The organism is Streptomyces sp. NPDC046909, from assembly GCF_040644695.1.
GTDB lineage: Bacteria > Actinomycetota > Actinomycetes > Streptomycetales > Streptomycetaceae > Streptomyces.
In genome coordinates this window covers 64,846-90,047 of sequence record NZ_JBEYXC010000026.1, presented here as the reverse complement: position 1 = coordinate 90,047, position 25,202 = coordinate 64,846, and the positions used below count along the sequence as shown (strand labels likewise).

At 71.8% G+C, this 25,202-nt stretch carries 21 protein-coding genes; 10 read left to right on the top strand and 11 right to left on the bottom strand.

Translation table 11 applies throughout. From position 1 onward, the window contains the following. Nucleotides 1-185 precede the first annotated feature (185 nt). Complete coding sequence (locus ABZ928_RS49200) at nt 186-1,400, top strand: helix-turn-helix transcriptional regulator (RefSeq protein ID WP_361535408.1); 1,215 nt, start codon at nt 186-188, stop codon at nt 1,398-1,400. 78 nt (nt 1,401-1,478) lie between these two features. On the opposite strand, the gene ABZ928_RS49195 is transcribed toward ABZ928_RS49200, so the two are convergent. Next, nucleotides 1,479-6,785, bottom strand: coding sequence for an amino acid adenylation domain-containing protein (locus ABZ928_RS49195; RefSeq protein WP_361535406.1), 5,307 nt, complete (start codon nt 6,783-6,785; stop codon nt 1,479-1,481). A 351-nt stretch (nt 6,786-7,136) separates the two neighbouring features. On the opposite strand from ABZ928_RS49195, the gene ABZ928_RS49190 reads away from it, so the two are divergent. Together ABZ928_RS49190 and ABZ928_RS49185 are read left to right on the top strand one after the other, a co-directional pair. Further along, nucleotides 7,137-7,598, top strand: a complete 462-nt coding sequence (locus ABZ928_RS49190) for a nuclear transport factor 2 family protein (RefSeq protein ID WP_361535403.1) — start codon at nt 7,137-7,139, stop codon at nt 7,596-7,598. Nucleotides 7,599-7,629: 31 nt separating this feature from the next. Then, nucleotides 7,630-7,956, top strand: coding sequence for a hypothetical protein (locus tag ABZ928_RS49185; RefSeq protein ID WP_361535400.1), 327 nt, complete (start codon nt 7,630-7,632; stop codon nt 7,954-7,956). Between the two features lie 153 nt (nt 7,957-8,109). Here the strand turns inward: ABZ928_RS49185 and ABZ928_RS49180 are convergent, their stop codons facing one another. Both ABZ928_RS49180 and argB read right to left on the bottom strand, forming a co-directional pair. Further along, nucleotides 8,110-9,027, bottom strand: coding sequence for a hypothetical protein (locus ABZ928_RS49180; RefSeq protein WP_361535397.1), 918 nt, complete (start codon nt 9,025-9,027; stop codon nt 8,110-8,112). Further along, on the bottom strand, nt 9,024-9,932 hold the full coding sequence (argB, locus tag ABZ928_RS49175; protein WP_361535545.1) for an acetylglutamate kinase: 909 nt from the start codon (nt 9,930-9,932) through the stop codon (nt 9,024-9,026). Before argB ends, ABZ928_RS49180 begins: the two co-directional genes overlap by 4 nt. A 235-nt stretch (nt 9,933-10,167) precedes the next feature. Between argB and ABZ928_RS49170 the strand changes: the two genes are divergently transcribed. Continuing rightward, nucleotides 10,168-10,359: an MbtH family protein gene (locus ABZ928_RS49170; RefSeq protein ID WP_361535394.1), complete on the top strand. Its 192-nt coding sequence runs from the start codon at nt 10,168-10,170 to the stop codon at nt 10,357-10,359. Nucleotides 10,360-10,441: 82 nt separating this feature from the next. Here the strand turns inward: ABZ928_RS49170 and ABZ928_RS49165 are convergent, their stop codons facing one another. Beyond that, nucleotides 10,442-11,794, bottom strand: coding sequence for a lysine N(6)-hydroxylase/L-ornithine N(5)-oxygenase family protein (locus ABZ928_RS49165; protein WP_361535391.1), 1,353 nt, complete (start codon nt 11,792-11,794; stop codon nt 10,442-10,444). A gap of 267 nt (nt 11,795-12,061) precedes the next feature. Between ABZ928_RS49165 and ABZ928_RS49160 the strand changes: the two genes are divergently transcribed. Beyond that, nucleotides 12,062-12,706 (top strand): FMN-binding negative transcriptional regulator, encoded by a 645-nt coding sequence (locus ABZ928_RS49160; RefSeq protein ID WP_361535388.1) that lies wholly within the window; start codon nt 12,062-12,064, stop codon nt 12,704-12,706. 25 nt (nt 12,707-12,731) lie between these two features. Here the strand turns inward: ABZ928_RS49160 and ABZ928_RS49155 are convergent, their stop codons facing one another. The 7 genes from ABZ928_RS49155 to ABZ928_RS49125 all read right to left on the bottom strand — a co-directional run bounded on the left by ABZ928_RS49155 (nt 12,732) and on the right by ABZ928_RS49125 (nt 20,394). Continuing rightward, nucleotides 12,732-13,391: an LmbU family transcriptional regulator gene (locus tag ABZ928_RS49155; protein WP_361535385.1), complete on the bottom strand. Its 660-nt coding sequence runs from the start codon at nt 13,389-13,391 to the stop codon at nt 12,732-12,734. A gap of 403 nt (nt 13,392-13,794) precedes the next feature. Then, nucleotides 13,795-15,009 (bottom strand): acetylornithine transaminase, encoded by a 1,215-nt coding sequence (locus ABZ928_RS49150; RefSeq protein WP_361535383.1) that lies wholly within the window; start codon nt 15,007-15,009, stop codon nt 13,795-13,797. After that, complete coding sequence (argJ, locus tag ABZ928_RS49145) at nt 15,006-16,157, bottom strand: bifunctional glutamate N-acetyltransferase/amino-acid acetyltransferase ArgJ (protein WP_361535380.1); 1,152 nt, start codon at nt 16,155-16,157, stop codon at nt 15,006-15,008. The genes ABZ928_RS49150 and argJ overlap by 4 nt, the downstream gene beginning before the upstream one ends. After that, nucleotides 16,154-17,182 carry an N-acetyl-gamma-glutamyl-phosphate reductase gene (gene argC, locus ABZ928_RS49140; protein WP_361535377.1) on the bottom strand — a complete coding sequence of 343 codons (1,029 nt, stop codon included), beginning with the start codon at nt 17,180-17,182 and terminating at the stop codon, nt 16,154-16,156. Before argC ends, argJ begins: the two co-directional genes overlap by 4 nt. 42 nt (nt 17,183-17,224) lie before the next feature. Continuing rightward, on the bottom strand, nt 17,225-18,373 hold the full coding sequence (locus ABZ928_RS49135; protein WP_361535374.1) for a serine hydrolase domain-containing protein: 1,149 nt from the start codon (nt 18,371-18,373) through the stop codon (nt 17,225-17,227). Nucleotides 18,374-18,640: 267 nt separating this feature from the next. After that, on the bottom strand, nt 18,641-19,600 hold the full coding sequence (locus ABZ928_RS49130) for an AfsR/SARP family transcriptional regulator (RefSeq protein WP_361535371.1): 960 nt from the start codon (nt 19,598-19,600) through the stop codon (nt 18,641-18,643). A gap of 23 nt (nt 19,601-19,623) precedes the next feature. Then, nucleotides 19,624-20,394 (bottom strand): alpha/beta fold hydrolase, encoded by a 771-nt coding sequence (locus ABZ928_RS49125; RefSeq protein ID WP_361535368.1) that lies wholly within the window; start codon nt 20,392-20,394, stop codon nt 19,624-19,626. 442 nt (nt 20,395-20,836) lie between these two features. Here ABZ928_RS49125 and ABZ928_RS49120 point away from each other — a divergent pair, with 442 nt between their 5' ends. The 5 genes from ABZ928_RS49120 (at nt 20,837) to ABZ928_RS49100 (ending at nt 25,180) form a co-directional block, all read left to right on the top strand. Further along, on the top strand, nt 20,837-21,049 hold the full coding sequence (locus tag ABZ928_RS49120) for an MbtH family protein (protein ID WP_361535365.1): 213 nt from the start codon (nt 20,837-20,839) through the stop codon (nt 21,047-21,049). A gap of 126 nt (nt 21,050-21,175) precedes the next feature. Further along, nucleotides 21,176-21,832: an LmbU family transcriptional regulator gene (locus tag ABZ928_RS49115; protein ID WP_361535362.1), complete on the top strand. Its 657-nt coding sequence runs from the start codon at nt 21,176-21,178 to the stop codon at nt 21,830-21,832. 148 nt (nt 21,833-21,980) lie between these two features. Next, nucleotides 21,981-23,528: an amino acid adenylation domain-containing protein gene (locus ABZ928_RS49110; protein WP_361535359.1), complete on the top strand. Its 1,548-nt coding sequence runs from the start codon at nt 21,981-21,983 to the stop codon at nt 23,526-23,528. A 48-nt stretch (nt 23,529-23,576) separates the two neighbouring features. After that, nucleotides 23,577-23,807: an acyl carrier protein gene (locus ABZ928_RS49105; protein WP_361535356.1), complete on the top strand. Its 231-nt coding sequence runs from the start codon at nt 23,577-23,579 to the stop codon at nt 23,805-23,807. Nucleotides 23,808-23,992: 185 nt separating this feature from the next. Then, on the top strand, nt 23,993-25,180 hold the full coding sequence (locus tag ABZ928_RS49100) for an NAD(P)/FAD-dependent oxidoreductase (protein ID WP_361535353.1): 1,188 nt from the start codon (nt 23,993-23,995) through the stop codon (nt 25,178-25,180). Nucleotides 25,181-25,202: the final 22 nt, after the last annotated feature.

Here is a 25,202-nt window from a genome sequence, read left to right as displayed (position 1 = left end):
TGCTTCGGCATGAGGACCTCCCGGTGGTTGCGCCGCCGCTTGAGAGGGTCCACGGAACCGCATGAAGTCCGCTTGAGGGACACTCGACGGCCGGGCCAGGAGCGCGCCAACTCCGCCTGAGAGCAGGTCCATCGGGTCAGGCAAGTGTTTGCCCGGCCCTTGCCGCCCGCCTAGCCTCGGGCACCATGCTCCAGCAGCCCGCGTTCGGCCGGCGCCTGCGTCAACTGCGCGCCGCCCAAGGCCTGTCGCAGACCGCGCTGGCCGGTGACGGCATGTCCACCGCGTACCTCTCGCGGCTGGAGACCGGAGCCCGCCGGCCCACCCCCCACGCCGTCACCTACCTCGCCGCCCGCCTCGGCGTACCGCCCGACGACCTCGCCGCACCCGCCGCCGGCTCGCTCGCCGACGCCCTCGCCCTGGCCGCCTCCCTGCCCGAACGGTCCACCGACGCCGCCGCCGACGCCGTACGGGAGGCGCTGGCCGGCGACCCCGCCGCCGACCCCGTGCTGCGCTGGCAGGCGTTGTGGCTGCTGGCGCGGGAGCGGCGAGGGGAGGGCGACCATGCCGGGCAGCGGGCGCATCTCGACCAACTTGTCGCGCTGGGCGAGGAGATCGGGCTGGCCGAGCTGCGGGTGCGCGGCCTGACCGGGCTCGCCCGCTGTCTGCGCTCCCTCGGCGAGATCGGCCCCGCCCTCCACGCCGCCCTCACCGCCCACGCCCTCGCCGACGGACTCGGTGTGGAGGACCGTGCGGGCGTGCTGCTCGCCCTCGTGTCCGTCGAGGCCGAGGCGGGGCGGCTGCCGGAGGCGCGGGCGCACGCCGATGAACTCACCGGGCTGGTCGAGGGGCGTACGGACACCCTGTGGGCCGAGGCGCTGTGGACCGCGGCCGCCGTGCGGGTACGGCAGGGCGAGCACGCCGCCGCGCAGGTCCTCCTCGACCGGGCCCTGGAGGGGTACTCCGGCGGCGAGGACCTCGTGCTGTGGCTGCGGCTGCGGTTCGCCGCGGCCCGCCTCCACCTCCAGCGCACCCCGCCCCGCACCGCCGACGCCGCGCACTGCGTCGCCGCCGCCGAACCCGCTCTCGCCTTCGTCGGCACGGCCGCCCTGCGTCAGGAACTCGCCCTGCTCAAGGCGGAGTTGGCGTTCCACGCGGGGCGTCATGAGGAGGCGGGGGACTTGCTGGCCGAACTGGTCACGGACGCGCCGCGGTTGACCTACCGCGATCGCGTCCGGCTCGACGTCCTGCGCCACCGGCTCCGGTTCCTGTCCGGCGACGACACCGCCCTCCACGCCCTGCGCGGCCTCGCCCTGCGTGCCCAGACGGACGCGAGCCTGGACCTGGCGACGGAACTGTGGGGCGTGGTGGCCGACTTACTGCTGACGGCGAGAGAGGGGTGAGCCTGCGCGTCGGCCGACTCACGGGCTGAGCCTGCTCCTCGGCCCGGCCGCCAGTCCGCGCGCCCGCTCTCTCGTCCGTCAGCCTGCCTCCGGGCCCATGTTGAGGTGGTCCACGCACATGTCGTACAGGTCCTCCGCGTGGGTCTGCCGCCAGCCCTCCGGGATCGTCGCCGCGGCCGGCCACAGGGCGCTGCGGCCGTTGGTGTCGCGGACGACGACGAAGGTGGCGTAGACGTCGTTGTAGGGGTCCGACTCCCAGGGTTCGTCCAGGAGTTGGAGGGAGCCGTCGGCGGCCGGGCGGGCGGAGCGGCCGGTGCGCCACATGCGGGCCGTGCCGGAGGCGCCGCCGAAGGGGTCGGGGACGAAGCGTTCGCCGGTCGCGCCGGGGAGGCCGGCGTACCCCTGGGCGACGCCCACGCCGCCGATGTAGAGGGCGCCGGTGTCGCCGGGGGCGACGGGGCGCATCAGTTCGTCGAGGACGTACACGCGGTGGCCGCGCACCGGCATGGTGCGGGGGCCGGGGCCGTGTTCGACGACCAGGCGGGCCTCCGCGCTGCCGCCGCTCTTGGTCAGGGGCCAGCCCTCGGCGCGGGCCAGCGCGACCAGTTCGCGGTCGCGGCCGCCGCCCAGGACCGTGCCGGCCTCCCGCTCGCGCAGCCAGCGCAGTACGGCGACGGCCCCGCTCTCGTGCAGGGACGCGGGTGGTACGACGACGTGGGTGCCGGAGGCCAGTGCGCCGAGGAGGCCGAGCGTGGCGTCGGCGTCGGGGTAGCCGCGGACCAGCCAGGCCGCCCGGCGGGGCAGGTCGGAGGGGGCGGCGACGCTCTCGGCGACCACGGACTCGCCGCCGATGACCGCGATGCCCTCCCCGCAGGGGGCGAGGAGCAGTGGGTCGCCGTGGCCGAGCGGGCGGATCCGGTCGCTGTCGCGGACCGGCCAACGGCCGCCCGCGGCGAGGGCGTCGGCCGCCGGGTCGCGTACGAGGCGTACCGCTCCGGGGACGGGGGGCAGGGCCCGGTCGGCGGCCTCGTCGAGGAGCAGGACGGTGGGGCGTACGCCGTCGGGGATCCCGGCGGTCGGGTCGAGCGGCAGGCAGACCGCGCCCGCCTTGGCCACGGCGAGCGCGGCGACCGCGAAGGCCGTGGGGGAGGAGATGGCGGTGGCCACGATGGAGCCGGTGCCCGCCCGGTGTTCCAGGAGGACGTGGGCCAACAGGTCGGAGCGGGAGTCCAGTTCGGCCCGGTCGACGCCGGCGAGCGCCGGACGCTCGGGGCCCCGGCCGACCCGTTCGGCGAACAGGCCCGCCACGGTCGCCCGCGGCAGCCGCAGGGCCTCCCCGACCCAGCCGTTCACGTCCTCGGCGAGCGCCGGGGCTGTCGGGGCCAGCCTGCTCAGCGGGCAGCCCGGGTCGGCGAGGGCCGACTCCAGTACGGCCACCAGTTGGCCCGTCAGGGTCGCCGCGACCGCCTCGCCCACGTCGTCGGAGCGGAACACGGCGGAGAGGGATATGCCTGCCGGGGCTCCTTCCGCGTCCTGGCGTTCTATGAGGGTGAGGGCCAACTCAGAGGGTGCGCAGGGGAGTTGGGCTGGCTCGGGCTGGATGGACAGGCCCGCTGCCGCGTAGACGGCGGTCGCCTGTTGCAGCACGGTCAGGGAGACTCCGCCCGGCTCGGCCAGGGGAGCCGCGCCGTCCTGGTACGCGGTCAGGGCGGCGGCCCGGGCTCGTTTCAGCAGCTCCACGAACGCCGGGTCGCCGGAGCCGTCGACCGTCAGCGCGAGCACGCGTCCGTACGGGCCCACCGAGCGGCGCAGTGCGTCGCTGTTGCGGGCCGGGACCGGGGCCGCCACCGTCGTACGGTCACCCGCGCCGAGCTGCGTGAGCAGGGCCGCCAGTGCCGCGTGGAGCACCATGAACAAGGTGGCGCCCTGTTCGGCGGCGAACCGGGTCAGCCGCTCGTGCAGGGCGGCGTCGATCGTTCCGCCCAGGTTGCCGACCGGGCCGCCGGCGGGTCCGCCCGGGGCGCCCGGGAGCGCGGTCGGCGCCGCCTGGCCCCACTTGGCGCGCGGGACCTCGCCGTACGCCGGGGCCGACCAGCGCGGGGTGTCGCCGGTGGCGCGGGCCTCGTAGGCGCGGGCCAGGTCCGCGGCCAGGGGGAGCTGGGACCACTGGTCGACGGCGTCGGCGGGCACCGCCAGTTCCAGGACGTGGTCGTCGGGGGCGAGGGTGCGCAGCCGGGTGCCCGCCGCGCTCAGGCGTGAGTTGCGCAGCGTCTCGTGGCGGCGGCCCAGGTCGAGCAGGGCCGCCTCCAGGGCCGGGCGGTCCAGGGCGCCGCGCAGCCGGAGCGGCAGGACCGCGCTGGCCGTCGCCGAGCCGACCGGGCCGGTCTGCGCGGCCGCCGGATCGCCGATCAGGTTCGCCAGGAGCGCCGGGGTCGCCGCGTCGTACACCGTGCCGTTGCCGGGGGCCGTGCCGAAGATCTGGCGGACGCGCTTGAGGAGGCGGGCGGCGGAGAGGGAGTGGCCGCCCAGGCGGAAGAAGTCGGAGTCGGCGTGCACCACCCAGCGGGGGACGCCCAGTGCCTCCGCGAAGAGGTCGCGGACGATCTCCTGCACGGGGGTGCCGGGCGGGGTGCCGGGGCGGTCCGGGGTGAACGCGCAGGCGGGCAGCGCGCGGCGGTCCACCTTTCCGGCGGAGGCCAGCGGGAGTTCGGTGAGGGTGACCAGGGCGGCCGGGATCATGTGGTCGGGGAGGCGTTCGCGCAGGTGGGTGCGGAGGGCCGCCTCCAGGTCCACGGTCCGCTCGAAGGCGTTGGGGGTGCCCGCGCACCGCTCGGCCGTCCGCATCGGCGCCGCGTACACCGACGTCAGCGGGCCCGCGGGCACGGCGTCCGGGGCGAGCAGCACCAGGTCGAACGCCTCGGGGGCGCCCGGCGACCACGTGGGCAGCGCGCGGAAGCCGAGCTCCTCGGCCGCCCGGCACAGCTCCTCCGGGTCGGGTGCGGGGGCGGGCTCGGTGAGGCGGGCCGTCGCGGCGGCGACGGTGCCCTCGGGGGCGGTCAGTTCGCGCAGGGCCGCCCATTCGCCGTGCACGCGGGCGTTGGGCACGGCCTTGACGCGCAGGGCGGCGGGCTGCTTGTCGCGCAGATACGCCTGGAGCGTCGCGGTGTCCGTGACCTCCGCGCCCCAGCGCACCCACGGGGCGTCCGCGAGGTCGACGACCGGGTCGGCGGTGCTCAGGACCGCCTCGTAGCGGTAGCGGGTCAGTTCGTTGTGGTGCGTGCCCCGCTTGAGGCGGACGTCGACCGCGCGGACGGCGGGCTGTTCCCGGGCCAGCGCCGCGAACAGGGCCGGGGCCAGCAGGAGTTCGGTCTCCAGCTCCACCCGGCGGGCGATTCCGCGGCGCACCGACGGAAGGTCGCGGCCGGTGGCGCCGCCGTCGGCGAGTTCCACGCCGGTCTGAAGGCAGCGGGACAGCTCCAGGTTGCGGATGTCGCCCAGGAACAGGGCGCCGCCCGGCGCGAGGAGCGGCAGCAGACGGTCCACGACGACCCGCAGATGGCCGAGGTGGGGGAAGTACTGGATCACCGAGTTGACGACGATCGTGTCGAAGTGGCCGGTCGGCAGATCGTTCGTGTCGTACGCGGCCTGCCGGCTCACCCGCACCTTGTCCCGCAGCGCCGCGTCCGCCTCGACCTGGGTGCGCAGGGCCGTCACCGCCGACTGGGACAGGTCGGTCGCCCAGTACTCCTCGCACTCCTCGTCGGCGGCGAGCTCCGCAAGCAGCAGCCCCGCGCCGGCCCCGATCTCCAGGATCCGGCGGCCGCCCAGCTCCCGTATCCGCTGTACGGTCGCCGCGCGCAGTTCCTCGATGTGCTCAGGCGGGATCGGCCGGGTGTCGTAACTGCTGTGCCAGCCCGCGAAGTTCTGCCCGAGACGGCTGTCCGCGCCGTCCGCGTACAGGGTGTCGTAGATCTCCTTCCACTCGGTGACCTGCGCGTTCGGGTGCGGGGCCTGCGCGGTGGGGGTGGCCGGTACGACGTGGGCGACCAGGCGGCGGTCGCCGTCGGGGGTCTCCTGCACCGACGCCACCGCGGCCTTCACCGCGGGGTGCTGCCGCAGCACGGTCTCGATCTCGCCGAGTTCGATACGGAAGCCCCGCAGCTTGACCTGGTCGTCGAAGCGGCCCGCGAACTCCAGGTCGCCGTCCTCGCGCACCCGCACCCGGTCGCCGGTGCGGTACAGCGGTCCGGTGCCGCCGGTGAAGCGGTCCTCGACGAAGCGTTCGCCGGTCAGCTGGGGCAGGCCCAGGTAGCCGGTGGCCAACCCGGGCCCGCCCAGCAGCAGTTCACCGGTGCCGCCCGGCCCGACCGGGGCCCCGGCGGCGTCGACGACGACCGCCCGGGTGGTGCCCACGGGACGGCCGATCGGCACCGCCTCGTCGCCGGGCACCCGGGGCACCTCGTACCAGGTGGCGAACGTGGTCGCCTCCGTCGGTCCGTACATGTGCAGCAGCCGCCTCGGCGGCCCCGCCTCCACGACCTCCCGCACCCGCCGCGGGTCACACCGCTCCCCGCCGAACAGCACGGCCCGCAGCCCGTCCAGCGCGGCGGGCCGCTCATCGGCGACCCGGTGGAACAGCGCCGTCGTCAGGAACATCACCGTGATGCCGTACGCCCGCAGCGCCCGCTCCAGCGCCTCCGGATCGACAACCGTGTCCCGGTCCAGAACCACCAGCCGACCGCCCGCAGTCAGGGTCCCCCACATCTCGAACGTGAACGCGTCGAAGGCGGGGTTGGCCGCCTGTGCGACCACGTCCCACGGCTCCAGGCGCAGATAGTCCGTTGTCCCTACGAGGTCCAGGACCGCCCGGTGCGGTACGACGACGCCCTTCGGGGTGCCGGTCGTGCCGGAGGTGTAGCTGACGTAGGCCGTGTCCTCGGGGGCGGGCATCGCGCGCGGCGGCGGGACGTCGGTGCGGGCCTCGATCTCGGCGGCCTCGGTGTCCAGGGCCACCAGGACGGGGCCCGGTTCGTCGAAGTCGGGCAGGTGGGCGGCGGTCGTCACCACGGCACGGGCCGCGCAGTCCCGCACGATCAGCCGGCGCCGGAGAACCGGATGCGCCGGGTCGAGCGGGACGTACGCCGCGCCCGTCCGCACGATCGCCAGTAACGCCGTCACCAGATCCGTCCCCGGCCCCAGGCAGGTCACCACCCGGTCCCCCGGACCGACACCCCGCGCCGCGAGATGCGCCGCCAGCCGGTCGGCGGTGCGGCTCAACTCACGGTAGGTGAGGGTGGTTCCAGGACCGCTGCCGTCCGGGCAGGTGACGGCGACGGCCTCGGGCCGGGCGAGCACCTGCTGTTCGACGAGGTCGGAGAGGGACATCGGGCGGGCTCCTTCGACGACGGCTCTGACTCGCCCGACCCGCTCAGGTCTGGCAAAGCCTTGCCATGACCTTGGCAACCGGATCCTGCGACTCTCTCGTGAAGCGCTGGAGCTGCGCTGGAGGCCTCCGGGATTCCGGGCGTGTGCGTCGCGGGACGCTGTCGCCTGCCTTCAACTCGACGTGTTCCTCGGGCTATTACGCCGTAATAGTCGCCGTGTGCATGCCATTACGGTCGTTGGCGGCGGGCGCGCTTGAGGGGTATTTGAAGGATGCTCGATGCGCGCCTCAAAGACTGTCCGCACCGAATCCGGAGCGCTTGGAGTACCGGGACGGAAGCGGAGGCTGAGAACATGACCGTCGAGCTGGTGGGCACCGCCGAACGCACGCTGCACAGCGGGCAGTTCCCCGCCCTCTACGCGGAGGTGCAGCGGTTCTACGCGCACCAGATGCGGATCCTGGACGCCCACGACACCGAGCGCTGGGCCGGTACCTTCACCGAGGACGCCGTACTCGAACTGCCCTCCCTGACCGAGCCGGTACGGGGCCGCGCCGGGCTCGCCCGGTATGTGCGCGCCGGTGCGGCACGGCAACGGCAGGCGGGCGGTCGTCTCCAGCACTGGATCGGCAAGCTCGACGTACAGCCCCAGGACGACGGGTCGCTGCACACCCGCTGCTCGGCCCTGGTGCACGCCGCGCCGAGCGGAGGCGGTTCCAAAGTCCTGTGCGTCTGCGTCATGGAGGACGTCCTGATCCGCGTCCGGGGCGAGTGGCGCACCGCGCACCGCCGGGTGACCCGCGACGACCTGGCCTGAACCGAGAGCATCCCGAACCGAGGAGGCAGCCATGGCGCACCCTGAGCCGGACCCGATCCTGCAACCCGTACCGCACCGCCCCCGCCGGGAGGACATCGCCTCGCGTGCCTGGGCGGCGGCACAGGAGATGGCCGGCGAGGACACCGACCGAGCCGGCGGGCCCGAACGCCCCGCCGGTGAGCTGGTCGCCGCCGCGCTCAAGGCGCACCGCACGCTGTCGCGCGGCCTCGGACAGAGCGTGCCGGTCACGCCGCTCGGGCCGGACGGGGGCGGGGTGCGGGGGCTCGCCGCGTTCGTCGCGGTGTACGCCGCCGAGCAGGAACAGCGTGAGGAGGGCGGCCTGGGAGCGGCGGCCTGAATGGAACGCCGCCATACCTGAGCTCGAAGTTCCGTACGGGAAACGGGAGTCGGGGGCGCGTCTGCCTACCGTGGAGCGTGCACATCCCCTCCCTGTCCGCGCCCGCCTGCCGTCACTGACGAGGGCGGGCGCGTCGACGTCCGGGATCAGAGGTCAGGGCAGGCTCGTGAACGCGGCGAAGACGTCGTCGAGTTCGTGGGTGTGCACGGTGACCGACTCGGGCGTCACCGCGGCCGCGTCCAGGACCCCGAGCACGGCCCGGAGGGTCTCCGTCCCGGCGTCGGCGGGGATCTGGAGCACGAGCGTCGCCGGGTCGCTCCACGCCTCGCCGAAACCCGGGCCCGACGCGGCGGCGAAGGCCGCACCGGCCCGTTCCAGCTCGCTCGCGTACGCGAACCGCAGCCGGATGTCACCGGCGGGCGGATCGTTCGGGAGGGCGGCGACGGGCCAGAACTCGGGTCGGCCGGCCGGCCCGGCCCAGTGGGCGAGAGCCTCGTCGGCGTGCCGTGCGGGGGGCTGCGGGACGCTGATCTGCCGTCCGCCGGGGTGTGGGTCGCTGGGCTGTTGTGCACCGGGCTGTGGGTCGCCGGGGTGTGGGTCGCTGGGCTGTTGTGCACCGGGCTGTGGGTCGCCGGGGTGTGGGTCGCTGGGCTGTTGTGCACCGGGCTGCGAGTCGCCGGCTTGCTGTCCGCCGGTCTGCCGTCCGCCGGGCTGCGGGACGCCGGTCTGCTGTCCGCCGGTCTGCGGGTCGCCGGCGTGCTGTAAGCCGGCATGCTCGGCGGCCGTGTCGGACAGGGCGTCCACCAGGAACAGGCGGGCCTCGGGGGTGAGGGTGGCGGCGAGTTGGCGGGCCAGGGCGCGAGCCTTGTCCACGTCGGTCTCCGCCGCCGCGGCCAGTCCCTGGGCGAGGGGCAGCAGCTGCTGGGCGAGGTCCACGGTGCCCGCCACGGGCGCCGGCGTCCTCGCCAGTACGCGCGTGCGGCGCTCGGACGCCACCGGTCCCGGCAGGGCCGCCTGGCGGGGCCAGGCCGGGGCGAGGGTCTGGCGCTGGGGGCGCCGGCGGTCGGTCACGGCAGGACCTCCACCTCGTCCGGGTCCGGCACGATCACCGTGCCGACGCCGTTGTCGGTGAACATCTCCAGGAGCACCGAGTGCGGGACCCGCCCGTCGATCACCCGGGCCGCGCCCACACCGCCCCGTACCGCGTCCAGGCAGCCGGTCATCTTCGGCACCATGCCGTCGCTCAGCTCCGGCAGCAGCTTCTCCAGTTCGCCGGCGGTCAGCCGCGGGATGACCTCGGTGTTGTGCGGCCAGCCCGCGCACAGCCCCGCGACATCGGTGAGCATGACGAGCGCCTCGGCCTGGAGCGCGGTCGCGAGCGCGGCCGCCGCGGTGTCGGCGTTGACGTTGTAGACCTGGCCGTCCTCGGCGCTGCGGGCCAGCGGCGAGACCACGGGGATCCGGCCGTCCGCCAGCAGGCTGTCCACGGCACCGGTGTTCACCGCGGTGATGTCGCCGACCCGGCCGACGTCCACCGGCTCCCCGTCGATCCACGGCACATGCCGCACCGCCACGAGGGTGTCCGCGTCCTCGCCCGTCAGGCCGACGGCGAGCGGGCTGAACTGGTTGATCAGCCCGACCAGTTCGCGCTGCACCTGCCCCGCGAGCACCATCCGCACCACTTCCATCGCGGCCGGCGAGGTGACCCGCAGCCCGGCCCTGAACTCCCGCTTCAGACCGCGCCGCGAGAGCTCGGCATCGATCTGCGGGCCGCCGCCGTGCACCACGACGGGCCGCAGCCCGGCATAGCGCAGGAAGACGATGTCGCGGGCGAAGGCCGCCGTGAGGTCGTCGTCGACCATGGCGTGTCCGCCCAGCTTGATGACGACGGTCCGGCCCTGATGGCGGGCCAGCCACGGCAGGGCGTCGCCGATGGACTGGGCCTTGGCCAGGGCGGGGTGCGCGCTGACGGTCATGGCGCTCATAGGCACGACTCCTTCTCGATGACCGGTGGGCATGCGCTTGAGGACGGCACGGAAACAATTCGTGGAATTGCGGAGGGCGAGAACCGACGGGAGTCGATTCACACTTGAGTGTCCCGCGATCGAGTCGCGTCCTGTCAACGGGACAGTGGTGACGGGAAGACGATTCGCTTTCCACTTGAATGCGGATCGAGGGCGGCTTGAAGCAGGCTTGAATTGGGGTGGATCGATGAGCAGTGACACGTTCGACGGGGGCGACGGCCGGTTCTTTGTTCTGGTGAACGGCGAACAGCAGTATTCGTTGTGGCCCTCGTTCACCGACGCCCCCGCCGACTGGCGGATCGTGTTCGGTGCGGCGAGCCGCGACCAGTGCCTGTCGTACGTGGAGGAGCGGACGATGGCCGCCGCCCGCGCCGCGTGAGACGGCACCCGCCAATCGCCGTGGGGGTGGGCCCCGGTGCCGTGACCGCAGCACCGGGGCCCACCCCCACGGCGTCGCCGTCTCAGGCCGCCGTGGGCGCGGCCTGGGCGGACGAGGTGCGGTCCAGCTCCCGCTCGGTGCGCCGCAGCACGATCGAGTCGGCGATCTCCCCGCTGCGCACCGCGATGTTCGACAGCAGCGCCGAGGACAGACCGTGGCTGTGCTCGGTGCCGCCCTGGAGGTAGACGCCGCTGGTCAGATCCGAGGCGGTGACGAGACGGTAGTCGCGTTCCACCCGGTGCCGGCCCGCCGCGTCGCGCTGGAAGTTCAGATCGAACTCGCTGCCCAGCAGGCGGGCCGGGTCCAGACCGTCGTACCCGGTGGCGAACACCAGGGCGTCGACGGCGAGTTCCTCGGTGTGGTCGTCGAGCAGCGAGCGCAGCACGACCTGTGTCCGGTTGCCGAGGCGCTTGACCTCCTCGACGCGGGTGAGGTTGCGGAAGTACAGCCGCTGGCTGCCGCGCACCTGCTCGTCGTACGACCGCTGGTACAGCGCCCGGATGACGTCCGCGTCGACCACCGAGTAGTTGGTGTTGCGGTGGTAGCGCCAGAACGCGTCCCGGGTCCGCTCGGTGCCGAAGTAGTACTCGTCCACCGCGTCCGGGTCGAAGACCTGGTTGGCGAACGGGGTGTCGTCGGCGACCGAGTAGCCGTACGACGGGATGACCGCGGACACCTCGGCGTGCGGCAGCGAGTCGTAGAAGAAGCGGGTGATCTCCGCCGCGCTCTGGCCGGCGCCGACGACCGCGACGCTTCTGAGCTCGGCCGGGTCGTGGAGGTCGAACTTGCTCAGGAACTCCGAGCTGTGCCACACCCGTTCGTCGCTGGTGACGCCCTCCGGGAGGCGCGGCACCAGGCCCGTGGAGATGACCACGTTGCGTGCGGTGACCAGCTGGGTGCCGTCGGCGGTGCGCACCTCGATCTCCAGCAGGTCGGGCCTGCGGGTGCCGGACTCGGTGGCGGGGCGGATCGAGGTGACCTCGGCGCCGTAGGTGACCTGGTCGCTGAGGCCGGCGGCCGCCCACTCCAGGTACTGGTGGAACTCGTGGCGGGTCGGGAAGAAGTCCTGGTTGTTCACGAACTGCACGAGCCGGTTGGAGGCGTGCAGATACGAGACGAAGCTGAACCGGGACATCGGATTCCGGAAGGTCGCCAGGTCCTTGAGGAAGGAGATCTGCATCGTCGTCGACGGCAGCAGCATGTTCCGGTGCCAGCCGAAGGTGGGCTGCCGCTCGAAGAAGTGCGACTTGACCGGATGCTGCGGCGCACTCGCCCCGTGCTCCTCCAGAGCGATCGCGAGCGACATGTTGGACGGGCCGAAACCTATGCCGACCACGTCGTAGATCTCTTGGTCGCGCCTACCCGTTATGCCCATAGAAAATTCTCCCGATTGCGTCTGGAAAACTCGGCCGGTGGCCCGAGAGACCGTTTTGCAGTGTCGCCCGGGGAGCATCTCAAAGGCCACTAGAAGATGGCATGAAGACCGTTTGAGAGCTGCTTCCGGGTTGCTGGACATTCGAAAGCGTTGTCCTGCCGACGGGACGGAGATATGGTCGGCGCGGATTCTTCAGAATATCCGCGCGACTCGCATGCCCTGAGCCAGAGTCACGCCCTGCGCCAATTTCCGAAAGGGTGAATCAGGATGTTCGTGCCCGGCTTTTATCGCGAACCTGAGAGTTCGTGGATGGTGGACCTGATTCGTGGTAATCCATTGGCGCTCGCGGTGGCCAATGGCAGTGCCGAGAACGGGCCGTTCGCCACGCATCTCCCGGTCATCTTCGACCCCGAGACCTCCGCGGACTGGTCCGGTGAACTGCCGGGGGCGACGCTGCTCGGGCATATGAACCGGGAGAACCCGCAGTGGGCGGCGCTGGAGAACGGCGGGGTCCTGCTGCTGACGTTCACCGGCCCGCACTCCTATGTGTCGCCGACCGTGTACGAGGTGACTCCGGCCGCTCCCACCTGGAACTTCACCGCCGTGCATGTCCGCGGGGTGGTCGAGAAGATCGACACCACGGAGGAGACCCTGGAGGTCGTGGAGGCCACCGTCCGCGCCTTCGAGGGCGCCTTCGGCAACGGCTGGGACATGACCGAGTCCCTCGACTACTTCCGCAAGATCGTCCCCGGCGTCGGCGCCTTCCGCTTCACCGTCACCGGCGCGGACGGCATGTTCAAACTCAGCCAGGAACAGCCCGGCGAGGTCCGCGCCCGCGTCCGCGAGTCCTTCGGCCAGAGCGCGTGCACGTACAAGCGCGCTACAGCGGGCCTGATGAGCCGGCTGCCGTGAGGTGACGGGCCTCCGGCCAGGGAGTTCAGGCGCTGACGGCCATGCGCGGGCGGTCGGTGCGGTTCTCGGGGGTTTCGGGGGCCGGTGTCGGCGTGGCCGGGAGGCTCTTGAGGGGCTGGGGGGCGGGGAGGCTCTCCTGGTCCGCTGTGTGGGGGAGGTCCTCCAGGGCTGTGGCGGCCGCGCTGTCCAGGGTGGTCATCACCCACTGTTCGAAGTCGACGCCCAGTTGGTCCGCCGCCCGGGCCCACCACTGGAGGCGGCTGCCCGGGACCTCCAGGCGGCGGCTGGGCTCGGTGCCGGTGGCGGGCTGCTGCTCGTTCTGGCGCGCGGCGCGGATGGCGTTGCGCAGCTGCTTGGTGGACCACTGGTGCTGTTCGGCGCGATCCAGCCAGAGTTCCTGGTCCGCGACCGTCATGGAGGCCAGCTCCGCGTGGTGCTGGAAGCTCAGGGACGGCCGGCGCCGGGAGACGTCGAAACGGCGTGAGACCCACGCGTAGTTGCGCAGCGTCTGGTAGGAGAGGCCCACGGCCCGTATCCCGCGCTGGTAGCGGTCGGTGTAGTGGTCCTTGCCGTGCACCGTCCAGTCGGCCAGCCACCAGATCGAGGAGTCCACGACGTCCGCGAGCTGGCGTCCCGCCCGCTCCCACTCGTCGTAGGCCATCCCGGTCGGCATCTGGAGACCCACCCTGGTCGTCAGCACCTGACCCCGGCGCGGTCCGGCTCCCGCGACACGCGGCTGCCGGGGTGGGGGCTGCGGGAGAGCGGTTCCCGGGCCGCCTCGCGACCCCGCGGTCTGACCGGCCTGACGAGCCATCATGCCTCCATGGGAAGGGTGCATATAACCGGCCAGAAGTCTCGCCGGGCGGCCTGAAGTCACGCCGGAGTAGCACTCGAACGCTTGCATGACGAACATCTCTGTGGCATGGAGCTGATCCGTCCGGTGAATGCGCGAGCGGGCGAAGTGGAGAGTTTTCCCGTCGACGGGACGGGGGGCGGGGTGAATTGATTCCGGCTCCTGGATCAATTCACCCCGCTTGACTCCCCGGAACGGAGGCCCCGCCTCCCCTTCGCCCGTGTGCGTCCGCGAATCAGGCCGCCGTCAACGCCTCGTCCAGCGTCTCGGACAGCGCCGCCCCGAAGCCGGCGACGAACGTGTCCACCTCGCGGTCCGACACGATCAGCGGCGGGGCCAGCCGGACCACGTCCGGCAGCACCGCGTTCACCAGGAGCCCCCGGTCCTGCGCCGCCCGCTGCACGCGCGCCGCGAGCTCGCGTTCGAGGACGACGCCCAACAGCAGCCCGGCGCCGCGGACTTCGCGGACCAGCGGGTGGTGGGCGAGGCCGTCCCGCAGGCGCTCCCCGGTCCGGGTGACGTGGTCGAGGATGCCCGTCCGCTCGATCGTGTCCAGTACGGCGAGGGCGCCCGCGCACACCACCGGGTTGCCGCTGAACGTGGAGCCGTGTGCGCCGGGCGTCAGCAGCTCGGCGGCCCGGCCGAAGGCGAGCGTCGCGCCGATCGGCAGACCGCCGCCCAGCCCCTTGGCGAGGGTGACGACATCCGCCTCGACCCCCTCGGCCTGCGCCGCGAACCAGTGGCCGGTGCGCCCGATGCCGGTCTGGATCTCGTCCAGGACGAGCAGCGTGCCGGTCGCCGCGGTGATCGCGCGGGCCGCCCGGAGATAGCCCGGGGGCGGTACGACCACGCCGTTCTCGCCCTGCACGGGCTCCAGGATCAGCAGCGCGGTGTCGGGGGTGACGGCGGCCCGCAGGGCCTCGGCATCCCCGTACGGCACATGGCTCACCTCGCCCGGCAGCGGCAGGAACGGGCGCTGTTTGCCGGGCTGGCCGGTGAGGGCGAGGGCGCCCATGGTGCGGCCGTGGAAGCCGCCGGTGGCCGACACCATGTGGGTACGGCCGGTGAGGCGGCCCATCTTGAAGGCCGCCTCGTTCGCCTCCGCACCGGAGTTGGAGAAGTACACCCGGCCTTCGCGTCCGGCGATCTGGAGCAGACGTTCCGCGAGCCGGACGGTCGGTTCGGCGATGAACAGGTTCGAGACATGCCCCAGGGAGGAGAGCTGCTCGGCGACGGCCCGCACGACCGCGGGGTGGGCGTGGCCGAGCGCGTTGACCGCGATCCCGCCGACGAAGTCGAGGTACTCACGGCCCTCGGCGTCCCAGACCCGCACTCCCTGTCCCTTGACCAGGGGCAGCCGGGGGGTGCCGAAGTTGTCCATCATGGCGCCCTGCCAGCGGCGGGTCAGCGCCGCGTTGGCGGACCCGGTGAGATGCGTGTCGTCGCTCATGAGGAGTACTCGCTGTTCTCGTGGACGTAGTCGGCGGTGAGGTCGTTGGTCCAGATGACGGCCGAGTCCGTGCCCGCGGCGAGGTCCACGGTGATGCGGACCTCGCGGCCGGTCATGGTGACCAGCGTGCGGTCCTCGCCCACCGAGCCGTCCTTGCAGACCCACACCCCGTTGATGGCGACGCCCAGCCGGTCCGGTTCGAAGACGGCGGACGTGGTGCCGACGGCGGACAGGACCCGACCCCAGTTGGGGTCCTCGCCGTGCACCGCGCACTTGAGGAGGTTGTTGCGGGCGACGGAACGGCCCACCTCGACGGCGTCGTCCTCGCTCGCGGCGCCCAGCACCTCGACGCGGATCTCCTTGCTCGCGCCCTCGGCGTCCGTGATCAGCTGCCGGGCCAGATCGGCGCACACCTCACGCACCGCGTCCGCGAACTCCCCGTACTCCGGGGTGACTTCGGCGGCACCGGAGGCCAGCAGCAGCACGGTGTCGTTGGTCGACATGCAGCCGTCGGAGTCGACCCGGTCGAAGGTGACCCGGGTGGCGTCCCGCAGCGCCCGGTCCAGGACCGCGCCGTCCAGGTCGGCGTCGGTGGTGAGGACGACGAGCATGGTGGCGAGGCCGGGGGCGAGCATCCCGGCGCCCTTCGCCATGCCGCCGACGGTCCACTCGCCGCAGGTGACGGAGGCCTTCTTGGGCACGGTGTCGGTGGTCATCACGGCGAGCGCCGCGTCCTCGCCGCCGGACTCCGAGAGCCGGCCGGCGGCGGTCTCGACGCCGGCCAGGAGACGGTCCATGGGCAGCGGTACGCCGATCAGGCCGGTGGAGCAGACCGCCACGTCCGAGGAGTCCAGGCCGAGCAGTGCGGCCGCCTTCTCGGCGGTGTCGCACGTGTCCTGGAAGCCCTGCGGTCCCGTACAGGCGTTGGCGCCACCGGAGTTGAGGACGACCGCGCCGGCCCGGCCGTCGGCGAGGATCTGCCGGGACCACTGGACGGGGGCGGCTTGTACCCGGTTCGAGGTGAAGACCGCCGCGGCGGCCCGGCGCGGGCCGGTGTTGACGACGAGCGCCAGGTCCCGGTCGCCGCTGTCCTTGATGCCCGCGGCGATGCCCGCCGCCGTGAAACCCTTGGCCGCGGTGACGCTCACGGTGCCACTCCGATCGTGGAAAGTCCGGTGGTCTCGTCGAGACCCAGGGCGGTGTTCATGCTCTGGACGGCGCCGCCCGCGGTGCCCTTGGCCAGATTGTCGATGGCGCTGATCGCGATGATCCGGCCGACCGCCGGATCGAGGGCGACCTGGATCTGCGCGGCGTTGGACCCGTACACGGCCGCCGTACTGGGCCACTGGCCCTGCGGCAGCAGCCGTACGAACGGCTCGTCGGCCAGCGCCTTCTCGTACGCGGCGCGGACGGACTCGGCGGTCACACCGGGCCTGGCCTTGGCGCTGCACGTGGCGAGGATGCCGCGCGGCATCGGCGCCAGGGTCGGTGTGAAGGAGACGGCGACCCGGCCGCCCGCCACCGCGCTGAGGTGCTGGATCATCTCGGGCGTGTGCCGGTGGCCGCCGCCGACGCCGTACGGCCGCATCGAGCCCATGACCTCGCTGCCGAGCAGCTCCGCCTTCGGCGCCTTCCCGGCGCCCGACGTACCGGACGCCGCGACGACCACCGCCTCGGGCTCGGCGAGCCGCGCCGCGTACGCGGGGAACAGGGCCAGCAGCACGGCGGTCGGGTAGCAGCCCGGCACCGCGATCCGCTTCGAGCCCGCCAACGCGGCGCGGGCGCCCGGCAGTTCGGGCAGACCGTACGGCCACGTGCCCGCGTGCGGGGAGCCGTAGAACCGCTCCCAGTCGGCGCCGTCCGCGAGGCGGAAGTCCGCGCCGCAGTCGACGACGAGCGTCTCCTCGCCCAACTGCTCCGCGACGGCGGCGGACCGGCCGTGCGGCAGGGCGAGGAAGACGACGTCATGTCCTTCGAGGACGTCCGCGGTGGTGGGGAGCACCTCCCGGTCCGCCAGCGGAGCCAGATGCGGTTGCAGCGCGCCGAGCCGCTGCCCCGCGCTGGACTGCCCGGTCAGCGCACCGATCTCCACTTGCGGATGGGCCAGAAGCTGACGCAGGAGTTCGCCCCCCGCGTATCCGCTCGCTCCGGCCACGGCTGCTCGCACTAACACAAACCCTCCTGGTTGGCAGACTGGTCGTCCTCGGCCCCGGTCCTAGCCGGCCGTCGTGGGGCAGAACTCGGCGCTGAGAATGGGCAGCAGGCCCGACGCGTCCCAGTCGCCGTTGTAGTTGAACGTCAGCTCGTGACGGCCGTCCTCGCTGAACGCGGCCAGCGTGAGCGAGCCCAGCGCACCGCCGTCGTGGTACCAGATCGTCGTACCGCAGGGCAGATCGAGCTTCTCGACGCCGAGTCCGTACGACGAGATCGGCAGATCCGGGTTGACGACGGTCGTCTTCAGCTCCGCCAGCTGCTGGGCCGGCAGCAGCTTCCCGCCCATCAGCGCCTTGTAGAACCGGTTGATGTCGGCCGCGCTGGAGATCATGTCGCCGTCGCCCCACATCTGCGACGCGTTGAACTCGGTGACGTCGTCGATCCGGTCCGGCTGCGTGCTGAAGAAGATCTTCGAGTAGCCGCGGCCGCTCGGCTGCGGCACCGTGCTGCTCGTACCGGGGTTGCTGGTCGACGTCAGCGCGAGTGGCTCGATGACGCGCTTGCGGACCTGGGTCTCGTACGACGTCCCCGCGACCTTCTGCACGATCAGCGCGGCCAGCAGGTCGTTGGTGTGCGAGAACGAGTGCCGGGCACCGGGCGTGAACTGCGGGGCGTGCGAGAAGGCCACAGCCAGCCGCTGCTGGGGCGTCACCGTGTCGTACCGGTGCTGGAGGAAGCCGTCGCCCACGGTGTACTTCTCGTAGTACGCCACGTCGGCGAGGTAGTCGTACAGGCCACTGGTGTGGTTCAGCAGCTGCCGCACGGTGATCTTGGAGCCGTCGTTGCCGTTGCCCGTGACCACGCCGGGCAGATACTTCTCCACGGTGTCGTCGAGGCTGAGCTTCTTCTCCCCCTCCATCTGGAGCAGGACGGTCGCCACGAAGCTGTTCGTGAGGGCACCGATGCGGAACCGGTCGGACTTGCCGCGCGCCGCCCCCGTCGTCCGGTTGCCGACACCCGAGGCGTACTTCCACGTGCCGCTCGCGTCCCGGGCCTCACTGGTGATGCCGGGGATGCCGGCCTGGACGGCCGCGTCGATCGCGGCCTTCGTCGCCGGGTGGACGGGCGCCGAGGAGTCCCCGTCGTCGAGCGCCTGCGCGGGCCCCGCGAAGGCGGTGGCCACCAGCGCGACCGCCGCCAGACCTGTCACAGCGGCCCTTGGCCTTGTCCGTATCGTCATTCCCCGCTCCCGATAATCATCCGTACTTGGCTGACGCCCTACTTGTGGGTCCGTCGGCCGCACAGTAGGGCGGGGGTGTCGCGCGCGACTGGACGAACGCTGGGGTCCGTTAAAGAGGGGCGGGGAGGAGCGCCCCTTTTTAGGGGCGCGGGGCTGTGTCGATTTGCGGCTCCGCCGCGCGGGCGCGATCAGCCACGAAGGCGCCGCAGCAGGCTGATGACCGGTTGTGGCACTCTCTTAGCCTGCTGACACCTGCTGTACCGACCCAACAGTCAACTCATCCACCCGCCGCAGCAGTTGGTTCTGCTCCAGCTGCAACTGCTCGATACGCCGGTGCAGTCGAGCGATCTCCTCATACAGAGGCAGCACCACATCATCGGCCTTCGCATGCACCGCCTCCGGCTGCAACGCCGGGTCCTGATGGAGAATCCGGTCCCGCAGCCCGCGCAGGGCAGGGCTCGGCTCCACACCCAGTTCGTGCACGAGGTGCCCGCGCGCCCGCGAGTAGACGCCGAGCGCCTCCGCCTGCCGGCCGCAGCGGTAGAACGCGACCATCAGCAGGTCGTAGAACTTCTCCCGCAGGGGATGGTCGATGGTGAGCTCCACCAGCTCGCCGGTGATCTCCCGGTGCCGCCCGGTGCGCAGATACGCGTCGTACATCATCTCCAGCGCCGACAGCCGGTGTTCCTCCAGCTGCGCTGCCTCCACCGCGCAGATGTCACCGAGGACACTGCCCTCCAGCGCCGGGCCCCGCCATAACGACAGTGCCCGGCGCAGCAGTTCACCGGCCTGCGCGGGGTCGTGGCGCAGGACGCGGCGCCCCTGCGCGGTGAGGTGCTGGAAGCGGGCGGCGTCCGTCTCCACCGCGGCGAGCTGGAGGGTGTAGCCGTGCGAGGTGGTCACGATCCACGGGTGCGGCGCGTGCTCCACATGCTCCTCGGCGCCCTGGCCCTGCGAGCCGGTCGGGCCGGACAGCAGCCGGCGCAGCCGGGCCACATGCACCTGGAGGGCGTTCGCGGCGTTGGCGGGCGGGTGTTCGCCCCACAGTTCGTCGATGAGGCGGTGCGTGGAGACGTTGTGCCCGGCCCGTACGACGAGCGCGCCCAGCAGTGCGCGCTGCTTGGCTCCCGTGGGAAGGATCCGCAGACCGGTCCGCTCGTCCTGGACCTCCACGAGACCGAGAATGCGGAACTGCATCGCGTCACCTCACACCAGAGGGTTCAGGGGCGGGCCGCGCCCGTCGCGTCGAGAGCCGTGCGCGCGCCCGCCGTTGCGAGCGCCGTCGTCGCGTCCCGTTCGATCTGCCGCAGCAGCGGCCCGGGGTCGCCGACGAAGTAGAAGTGGCCGCCGTCGAAGACCCGCAGGCCCAGATAGTGCTCGGAGTGCTCTGCCCAGCCGGCCATCCGCTGCGGGGACGCGGACTGGTCGGCGCCGCCCGCGTAGGCCGACAGCGCGACCGGCAGGGGCGGGGCATCGGGGTCGGGGCGCCAGTTCTCCACCAGGCGCAGATCGCCGCGGATGATCGGTCCGTACACGTCCCACAGTTCGGGGTCGTCGAGGATCCCGGCGGGCGTGCCGCCGAGCTCCTTCAGCCGGATCCGCAGTTCGGCGTCGGTCAGCTCGTGGTACCAGCTGCGTGCCTGCGCCAGTTGCGGGGACACCCGTGAGGAGACGCCGACCCACACCGGCAGCGGCAGGCCCCGCTGGACGATCCGCCGGGTGATCTCGTACGTCACGAGGGCGCCCATGCTGTGCCCGAACAGGGCGTACGGGCAGGTCAGTTCGGGCTCGATCCGGTTCAGCAGGAAGTCGGCGAGGAGGTCGGCGTCCGGGATCAGCGGCCGGTCCAGGAGGTGGCCGTGGCCCGGGGCGTCCAGCAGCCGTACGTCCCAGGTGTCCGGGAGCGCGGCCGGCCAGTCGCGGTACAGCAGATGGGAGCCGCCCGCGTGGTGCAGGACGAACAGGCGCAGGTCAGGTCGTGTGCTGTCCATCGCTCCCCCTCGGTTCGGGCCACGCACCCTCGACCATAGAGCGGGGTGAGACGGGCTGGGCACAGGCCCGAGAGAGGCTCAGCCGCCGGTGCAGCAGCTCTTGAGCAAGCCTCATGCGGCGCGGCGGAGGGGCCAGGGGAGGTGGGTGCCCGCGGGCCGCGCGGCGCGGCATCCTGGCATACGAACCCGGCGCGGTACAGAGGATCCGGGCGGGGCGCAGTTCCGGGCGGGCGACCGGTTGGCCGGGGGGCTTTCCGGCCTTGTAGCGCCGACGGACGAGTCCTTACGGTGACGTGGCAATGGCGGGGTCGCCACCTGAACCGGGTGTCCTGTCGACCGGACAGCGCCGATTCCGACGCGAACCCGCGCCCGGTGCCTTCCCGCACCCGGCCTGGCGATTCCCCACCCCCAGTCACTCCATGACGGTTAAGGACGGTGCCAGTTGAGCACGAACCCCTTCGACGACGAGGACGGCCGCTTCTACGTCGTGGTCAACGACGAGGAGCAGCACTCCCTGTGGCCCGTGTTCGCCGAGGTCCCCGCGGGCTGGCGGGTGGTCTTCGGTGAGGCGGCCCGGGCCGAGTGCCTGGCGTACGTCGAGCAGAACTGGACGGACCTGCGCCCCAAGAGCCTCCAGCAGGCGATGGCGGACTGACGGCACACGGCCTGCGGCCACCCCGGAGTGCTCGCCGCCCGGGTGTTCGGCCCAGTGAGCGGTCGTACGCCCGGGCGGACACGCTGAGTTGGGGGAGATGAAGTGGTGAGGGGCGCTGTGAAAACCGTGAGCGCGCGGCCGGTGGACAACAGCGGTGAGCCCGCGCAGCGTGACGCGGTCCTGTCGTTCGTGGGGACCCAGGCCAAGGTGCAGAAGTCGGGGATGATCTTCCCGGAGAACCTGTCCGAGCGGGCCTGGGAGCAGATCGGGAGCAGTCTGCGCGAGCTGGTGAACTCCTCGGTCTGGTGGCTCGCCGACTGGGTCAACTACGGGGAGAGCACGTACGGCTGGCGGCGCTACAAGGAGGCCATCGAGCGGACCGGGCTCGACTACCAGACGCTGCGCAACTACGCGTGGGTGGGCCGGAGGTTCGAGCACCACCGCAGGCGCGACGGGCTCAGCTTCGCCCATCACGCGGAGGTGGCCCGGCTGTCTCCGCCGGAGCAGGACTACTGGCTGCGCAAGGCCGAGCAGCAGAAGTGGTCGCGCAACGAGCTGCGGCGGACCGTGCGGGCGAGTCTCGCCGCGCAGAGCGGTGAGGAGGAGCCGCGTGAGGTGGCTCGGCGGCAGCCGCAGGTGACGACGCTGACGATCGAGCTGTCCGCTGATCAGTTGGAGTACATCTCGCGGGCTGCCGCGGCGCAGGGGGTGCCCGTGGACAAGTGGGTGACCCAGATGCTCGATATCGCCGATCGGCATGGTGCTGAGAGGCGTACGGCGTAAGGGGTCCGCGGTACGTCGTCGTCTGCGGCGCCGTTGTGGCTGGTCGCGCAGTTCCCCGCGCCCCTAAAGGCGTTGCCCGAACCGTGGCTCTTCATCGCATCGGAGTTAGTTCATGATCCTTCAGGGGAAGCGGGTTGCCCTGCCGGCCGTGCCCGTCGTTCATCACCAGTTCGAGGCACACGTACGGAACGCCCCCGACGCCGTCGCCGTCGTCTGCGCCGGCAAGCAGGTGACGTACGCCGAGCTGGATGTGAAGGCGAATCGGTTCGCGCAGCTTCTTGCCGCGCGCGGGCACGGGCGGGGTGCCAAGGTCGGGGTCTGTCTCGACTACTCCGTCGACATGCTCGTCGCGATCCTCGGGACGTTGAAGGCGGGCGCGGCCTATGTGCCGTTCGATCCCGCCTACCCGGCGGCCCGGATCAAGCAGCTGCTCGACCAGGTTCCCCAGCTCGCCCTGATCGTGGCCTCCCCGTCGACGGCTCCGATGGTCGAGTCGGCGCCCTGTGATGTCGTCGACCTCCAGCAGCTGGAAGGCCAGCTCGCCGAACTCCCGGCCACCGCGCCCGAGGTCACCGTCACCGGGGACGACATCTGCTACGCCGTCTTCACCTCCGGGTCGACGGGGACGCCGAAGCTGACCGCGGTGCGGCACGAGGGCTGGTTCAACCTGATGAACTGGCTGAAGAGCGAGTACGGGCTGAACAGCGGCTCGCACAACCTCGTCGTCAGCGCCTTCGGCTTCGACCTCTCCCAGCGCGCCCTGATGACCCCGCTGTTCTGCGGCGCCACCCAGCATCTGCTGGCCAGCCGGAACTTCGACGCGATGATGGCGTACCGGATGCTGACCCAGCACGAGATCCGGGTCGTGCACTGCGCCTCCGCCACCCTGTACGTGCTGATCGACTGGGAGACCGCGCGCGGCGGCGACGCGCTCACCCGGCTCGACTACGTGCTGTTCGGCGGGGAGGCCCTCAAGGTCGAGCGGCTCACCGCGTGGGCGGGGCGCGAGGGCAACCGCTGCACGCTGCTGCACCAGTACGGGGTCGCCGAGTGCACGGACGTCGCGACCTCCTTCGACCTCGCCGGGTACCGGCCCGGCGTGCACGACATCCCGCCGGTCGGCCGGCCCGCCTACAACACCGACATCCATCTGCTCGGCGAGGACCTGCGTCCCGTCGCGGCGGGGGAGCAGGGCGAGATCTGCATCGCCGGGAGCAGTGTCGGCGCGGGGTATCTCAACAACGGCCCGGAGAACGCCAAGTTCACGACGATCGAGGTGGACGGGGAGTCGCGGCGGGTCTACCGCACGGGCGACCGCGGTCAGGTGAACGAGGGCGGTGACCTCGTCGTCCTCGGGCGGATCGATCACCAGGTGAAGGTCCGCGGTATGCGGATCGACCCCACCGATGTCGAGCGTGCGCTCGCCCGGCTCGACGGGGTGCGGGAGGCCGCCGTCGTCGTCACCTACAGCGATGCCGGTGAGGCCGGGCTGACCGCGTTCCTCGTGCCGGCCGGCGACGGGCTCTCCGAGGACGAGGTGCGCGCCGGGCTGCTGACCACGCTGCCGCGGAACATGGTGCCGGCCAGGTTCCTCACCATTCCGCGCCTTCCTTTGAGCCCGCACGGGAAAGTCGACCGCGTGGCGCTCGTCGAATCGCTCAAGAACCAGTACGCCGACAGCGGCACGGCGGCATGACCCCGCGGCAGGACCCGGCGGGCCTTGCCGACAATCGAGAGGACTGTGATGCTTGCCGAAAAGGTGCGCGCCATTTGGTGCCGGGAGCTCGGGCGTGACGAGATTTCCGTCGACGATGATTTCTTCGCGCTGGGTGGCCAGTCCCTGATCATGGTCAGGATTCAGGGCGCCTATATGGAGGAGCTGGGCGTCGAGATTCCGATGGACCAGATGTTCCTCAACCCGACGGTCGCCTCGATCGCCGTGTACATCGAGTCCCAGGGCGCGGTGGCCTCCTAGTAACCCCAGGTCGCGGCCGTGTCGTGTCCCGCCGGCGAGACACAACACGGCACGCGCCCATCTGTGCTTGTGCCGCTGTTCCTGTTTATGCAAACAGCGCGAATGGCTAGCATCACGCTTATCAAAAGGGATTTCCCGGCTGTAGCCGTGCTGCGTCAAAAATCTACCGGTAAGAGAGGCGCGCCATGTACGACGTGATTGTCATCGGTGCCCGTGTCGCGGGTTCTCCGACGGCCATGCTTTTTGCGCAGCAGGGATATCGAGTCCTGCTCCTGGAGAAAGCGAATTTCCCGCAGGACACCCTGTCCTCGCACTACATCCATATGCAGGGCATGGGTCTGCTCCAGCGCTGGGGGCTGCTCGACAAGCTCCGTGACGCGGGCTGCCGCCCCATCACCAAGCAGAGCTACCAGGGCCCCGACGTCCGCATCGAGGGCTTCTCCCTGCCGGTCGACGGCCTCACCTACACCTACGCGCCCCGCCGCTTCGTGCTCGACCCGCTGCTCGCCGAGGGCGCCGTCGAGGCCGGTGTGGACTTCCGCCAGGGCTGCGCGGTCAAGGACCTGGTGTGGGAGGACGACCGGGTCGTCGGCGTCCGGTACGCGACGCCCGGCGGCACCGAGACCACCGAGCGCGCCCGTCTCGTCGTCGGCGCGGACGGCATGCGGTCGCTGGTGGCCCGCAAGGTCGGCGCCCCCAACGTCATCGAGCACCCGCGGATCTCCTGCACCTACTACAGCTACTGGGCGAACGTCCCCTCCCACTTCGAGCTGTACGAGCGCCCCGGCCGCTGGATCGGCGTCATCCCCACCAACAACGACCTCACGCTGCTCATGACGTACTTCCCGCAGGACCAGTACAACGAGGTCCGCAAGGGCGTCGAGCCGTTCTACCTGGAGAGCTTCCGCTCCACGGCACCCGAGCTGTACGAGCGGATGCAGGCCGGCGAGCGCGTCGAGCAGCTGTACGGCACCGGCCACCAGGAGAACTACTTCCGCAAGGCCTACGGGCCTGGCTGGGTGCTGGTCGGCGACGCCGTCAACCACAAGGACTCCATCACGGCCCGCGGTATCACCGAGGCGTTCGTGCAGGCCCAGTCGCTCACCGGCCACGTCGGGGACAAGCTGCACGACGACGCCGCGCTCGCCACCGCCCTCAAGCGCTACGAGAACGACCTGAGCGGCGAGGCCCTCAGCCACTACCAGGGCGCGCTCAACGTGGCCGAGCTCAACCCCGCGGGACGGGTCGACATGCTCCAGAAGCTCGTCGGCCACCAGGAGCACATCGACCGCTACTTCTCGACGCTGTCGGGCGCCTGCTCCATCGACGACTTCTACAACGACGAACTCCTGGACCTGCTCGACCTGAGCTGAGTGACGACTTGCTCCCTCGTGG

Coding starts and splice junctions, on each gene's coding strand:
- ABZ928_RS49200 (WP_361535408.1), top strand. CDS start 186: ATGCTCCAGCAGCCCGCGTTCGGCCGGCGCCTGCGTCAACTGCGCGCC.
- ABZ928_RS49195 (WP_361535406.1), bottom strand. CDS start 6,785: ATGTCCCTCTCCGACCTCGTCGAACAGCAGGTGCTCGCCCGGCCCGAG.
- ABZ928_RS49190 (WP_361535403.1), top strand. CDS start 7,137: ATGACCGTCGAGCTGGTGGGCACCGCCGAACGCACGCTGCACAGCGGG.
- ABZ928_RS49185 (WP_361535400.1), top strand. CDS start 7,630: ATGGCGCACCCTGAGCCGGACCCGATCCTGCAACCCGTACCGCACCGC.
- argB (WP_361535545.1), bottom strand. CDS start 9,932: ATGACCGTCAGCGCGCACCCCGCCCTGGCCAAGGCCCAGTCCATCGGC.
- ABZ928_RS49170 (WP_361535394.1), top strand. CDS start 10,168: ATGAGCAGTGACACGTTCGACGGGGGCGACGGCCGGTTCTTTGTTCTG.
- ABZ928_RS49165 (WP_361535391.1), bottom strand. CDS start 11,794: ATGGGCATAACGGGTAGGCGCGACCAAGAGATCTACGACGTGGTCGGC.
- ABZ928_RS49160 (WP_361535388.1), top strand. CDS start 12,062: ATGTTCGTGCCCGGCTTTTATCGCGAACCTGAGAGTTCGTGGATGGTG.
- ABZ928_RS49150 (WP_361535383.1), bottom strand. CDS start 15,009: ATGAGCGACGACACGCATCTCACCGGGTCCGCCAACGCGGCGCTGACC.
- ABZ928_RS49130 (WP_361535371.1), bottom strand. CDS start 19,600: ATGCAGTTCCGCATTCTCGGTCTCGTGGAGGTCCAGGACGAGCGGACC.
- ABZ928_RS49125 (WP_361535368.1), bottom strand. CDS start 20,394: ATGGACAGCACACGACCTGACCTGCGCCTGTTCGTCCTGCACCACGCG.
- ABZ928_RS49105 (WP_361535356.1), top strand. CDS start 23,577: ATGCTTGCCGAAAAGGTGCGCGCCATTTGGTGCCGGGAGCTCGGGCGT.
- ABZ928_RS49100 (WP_361535353.1), top strand. CDS start 23,993: ATGTACGACGTGATTGTCATCGGTGCCCGTGTCGCGGGTTCTCCGACG.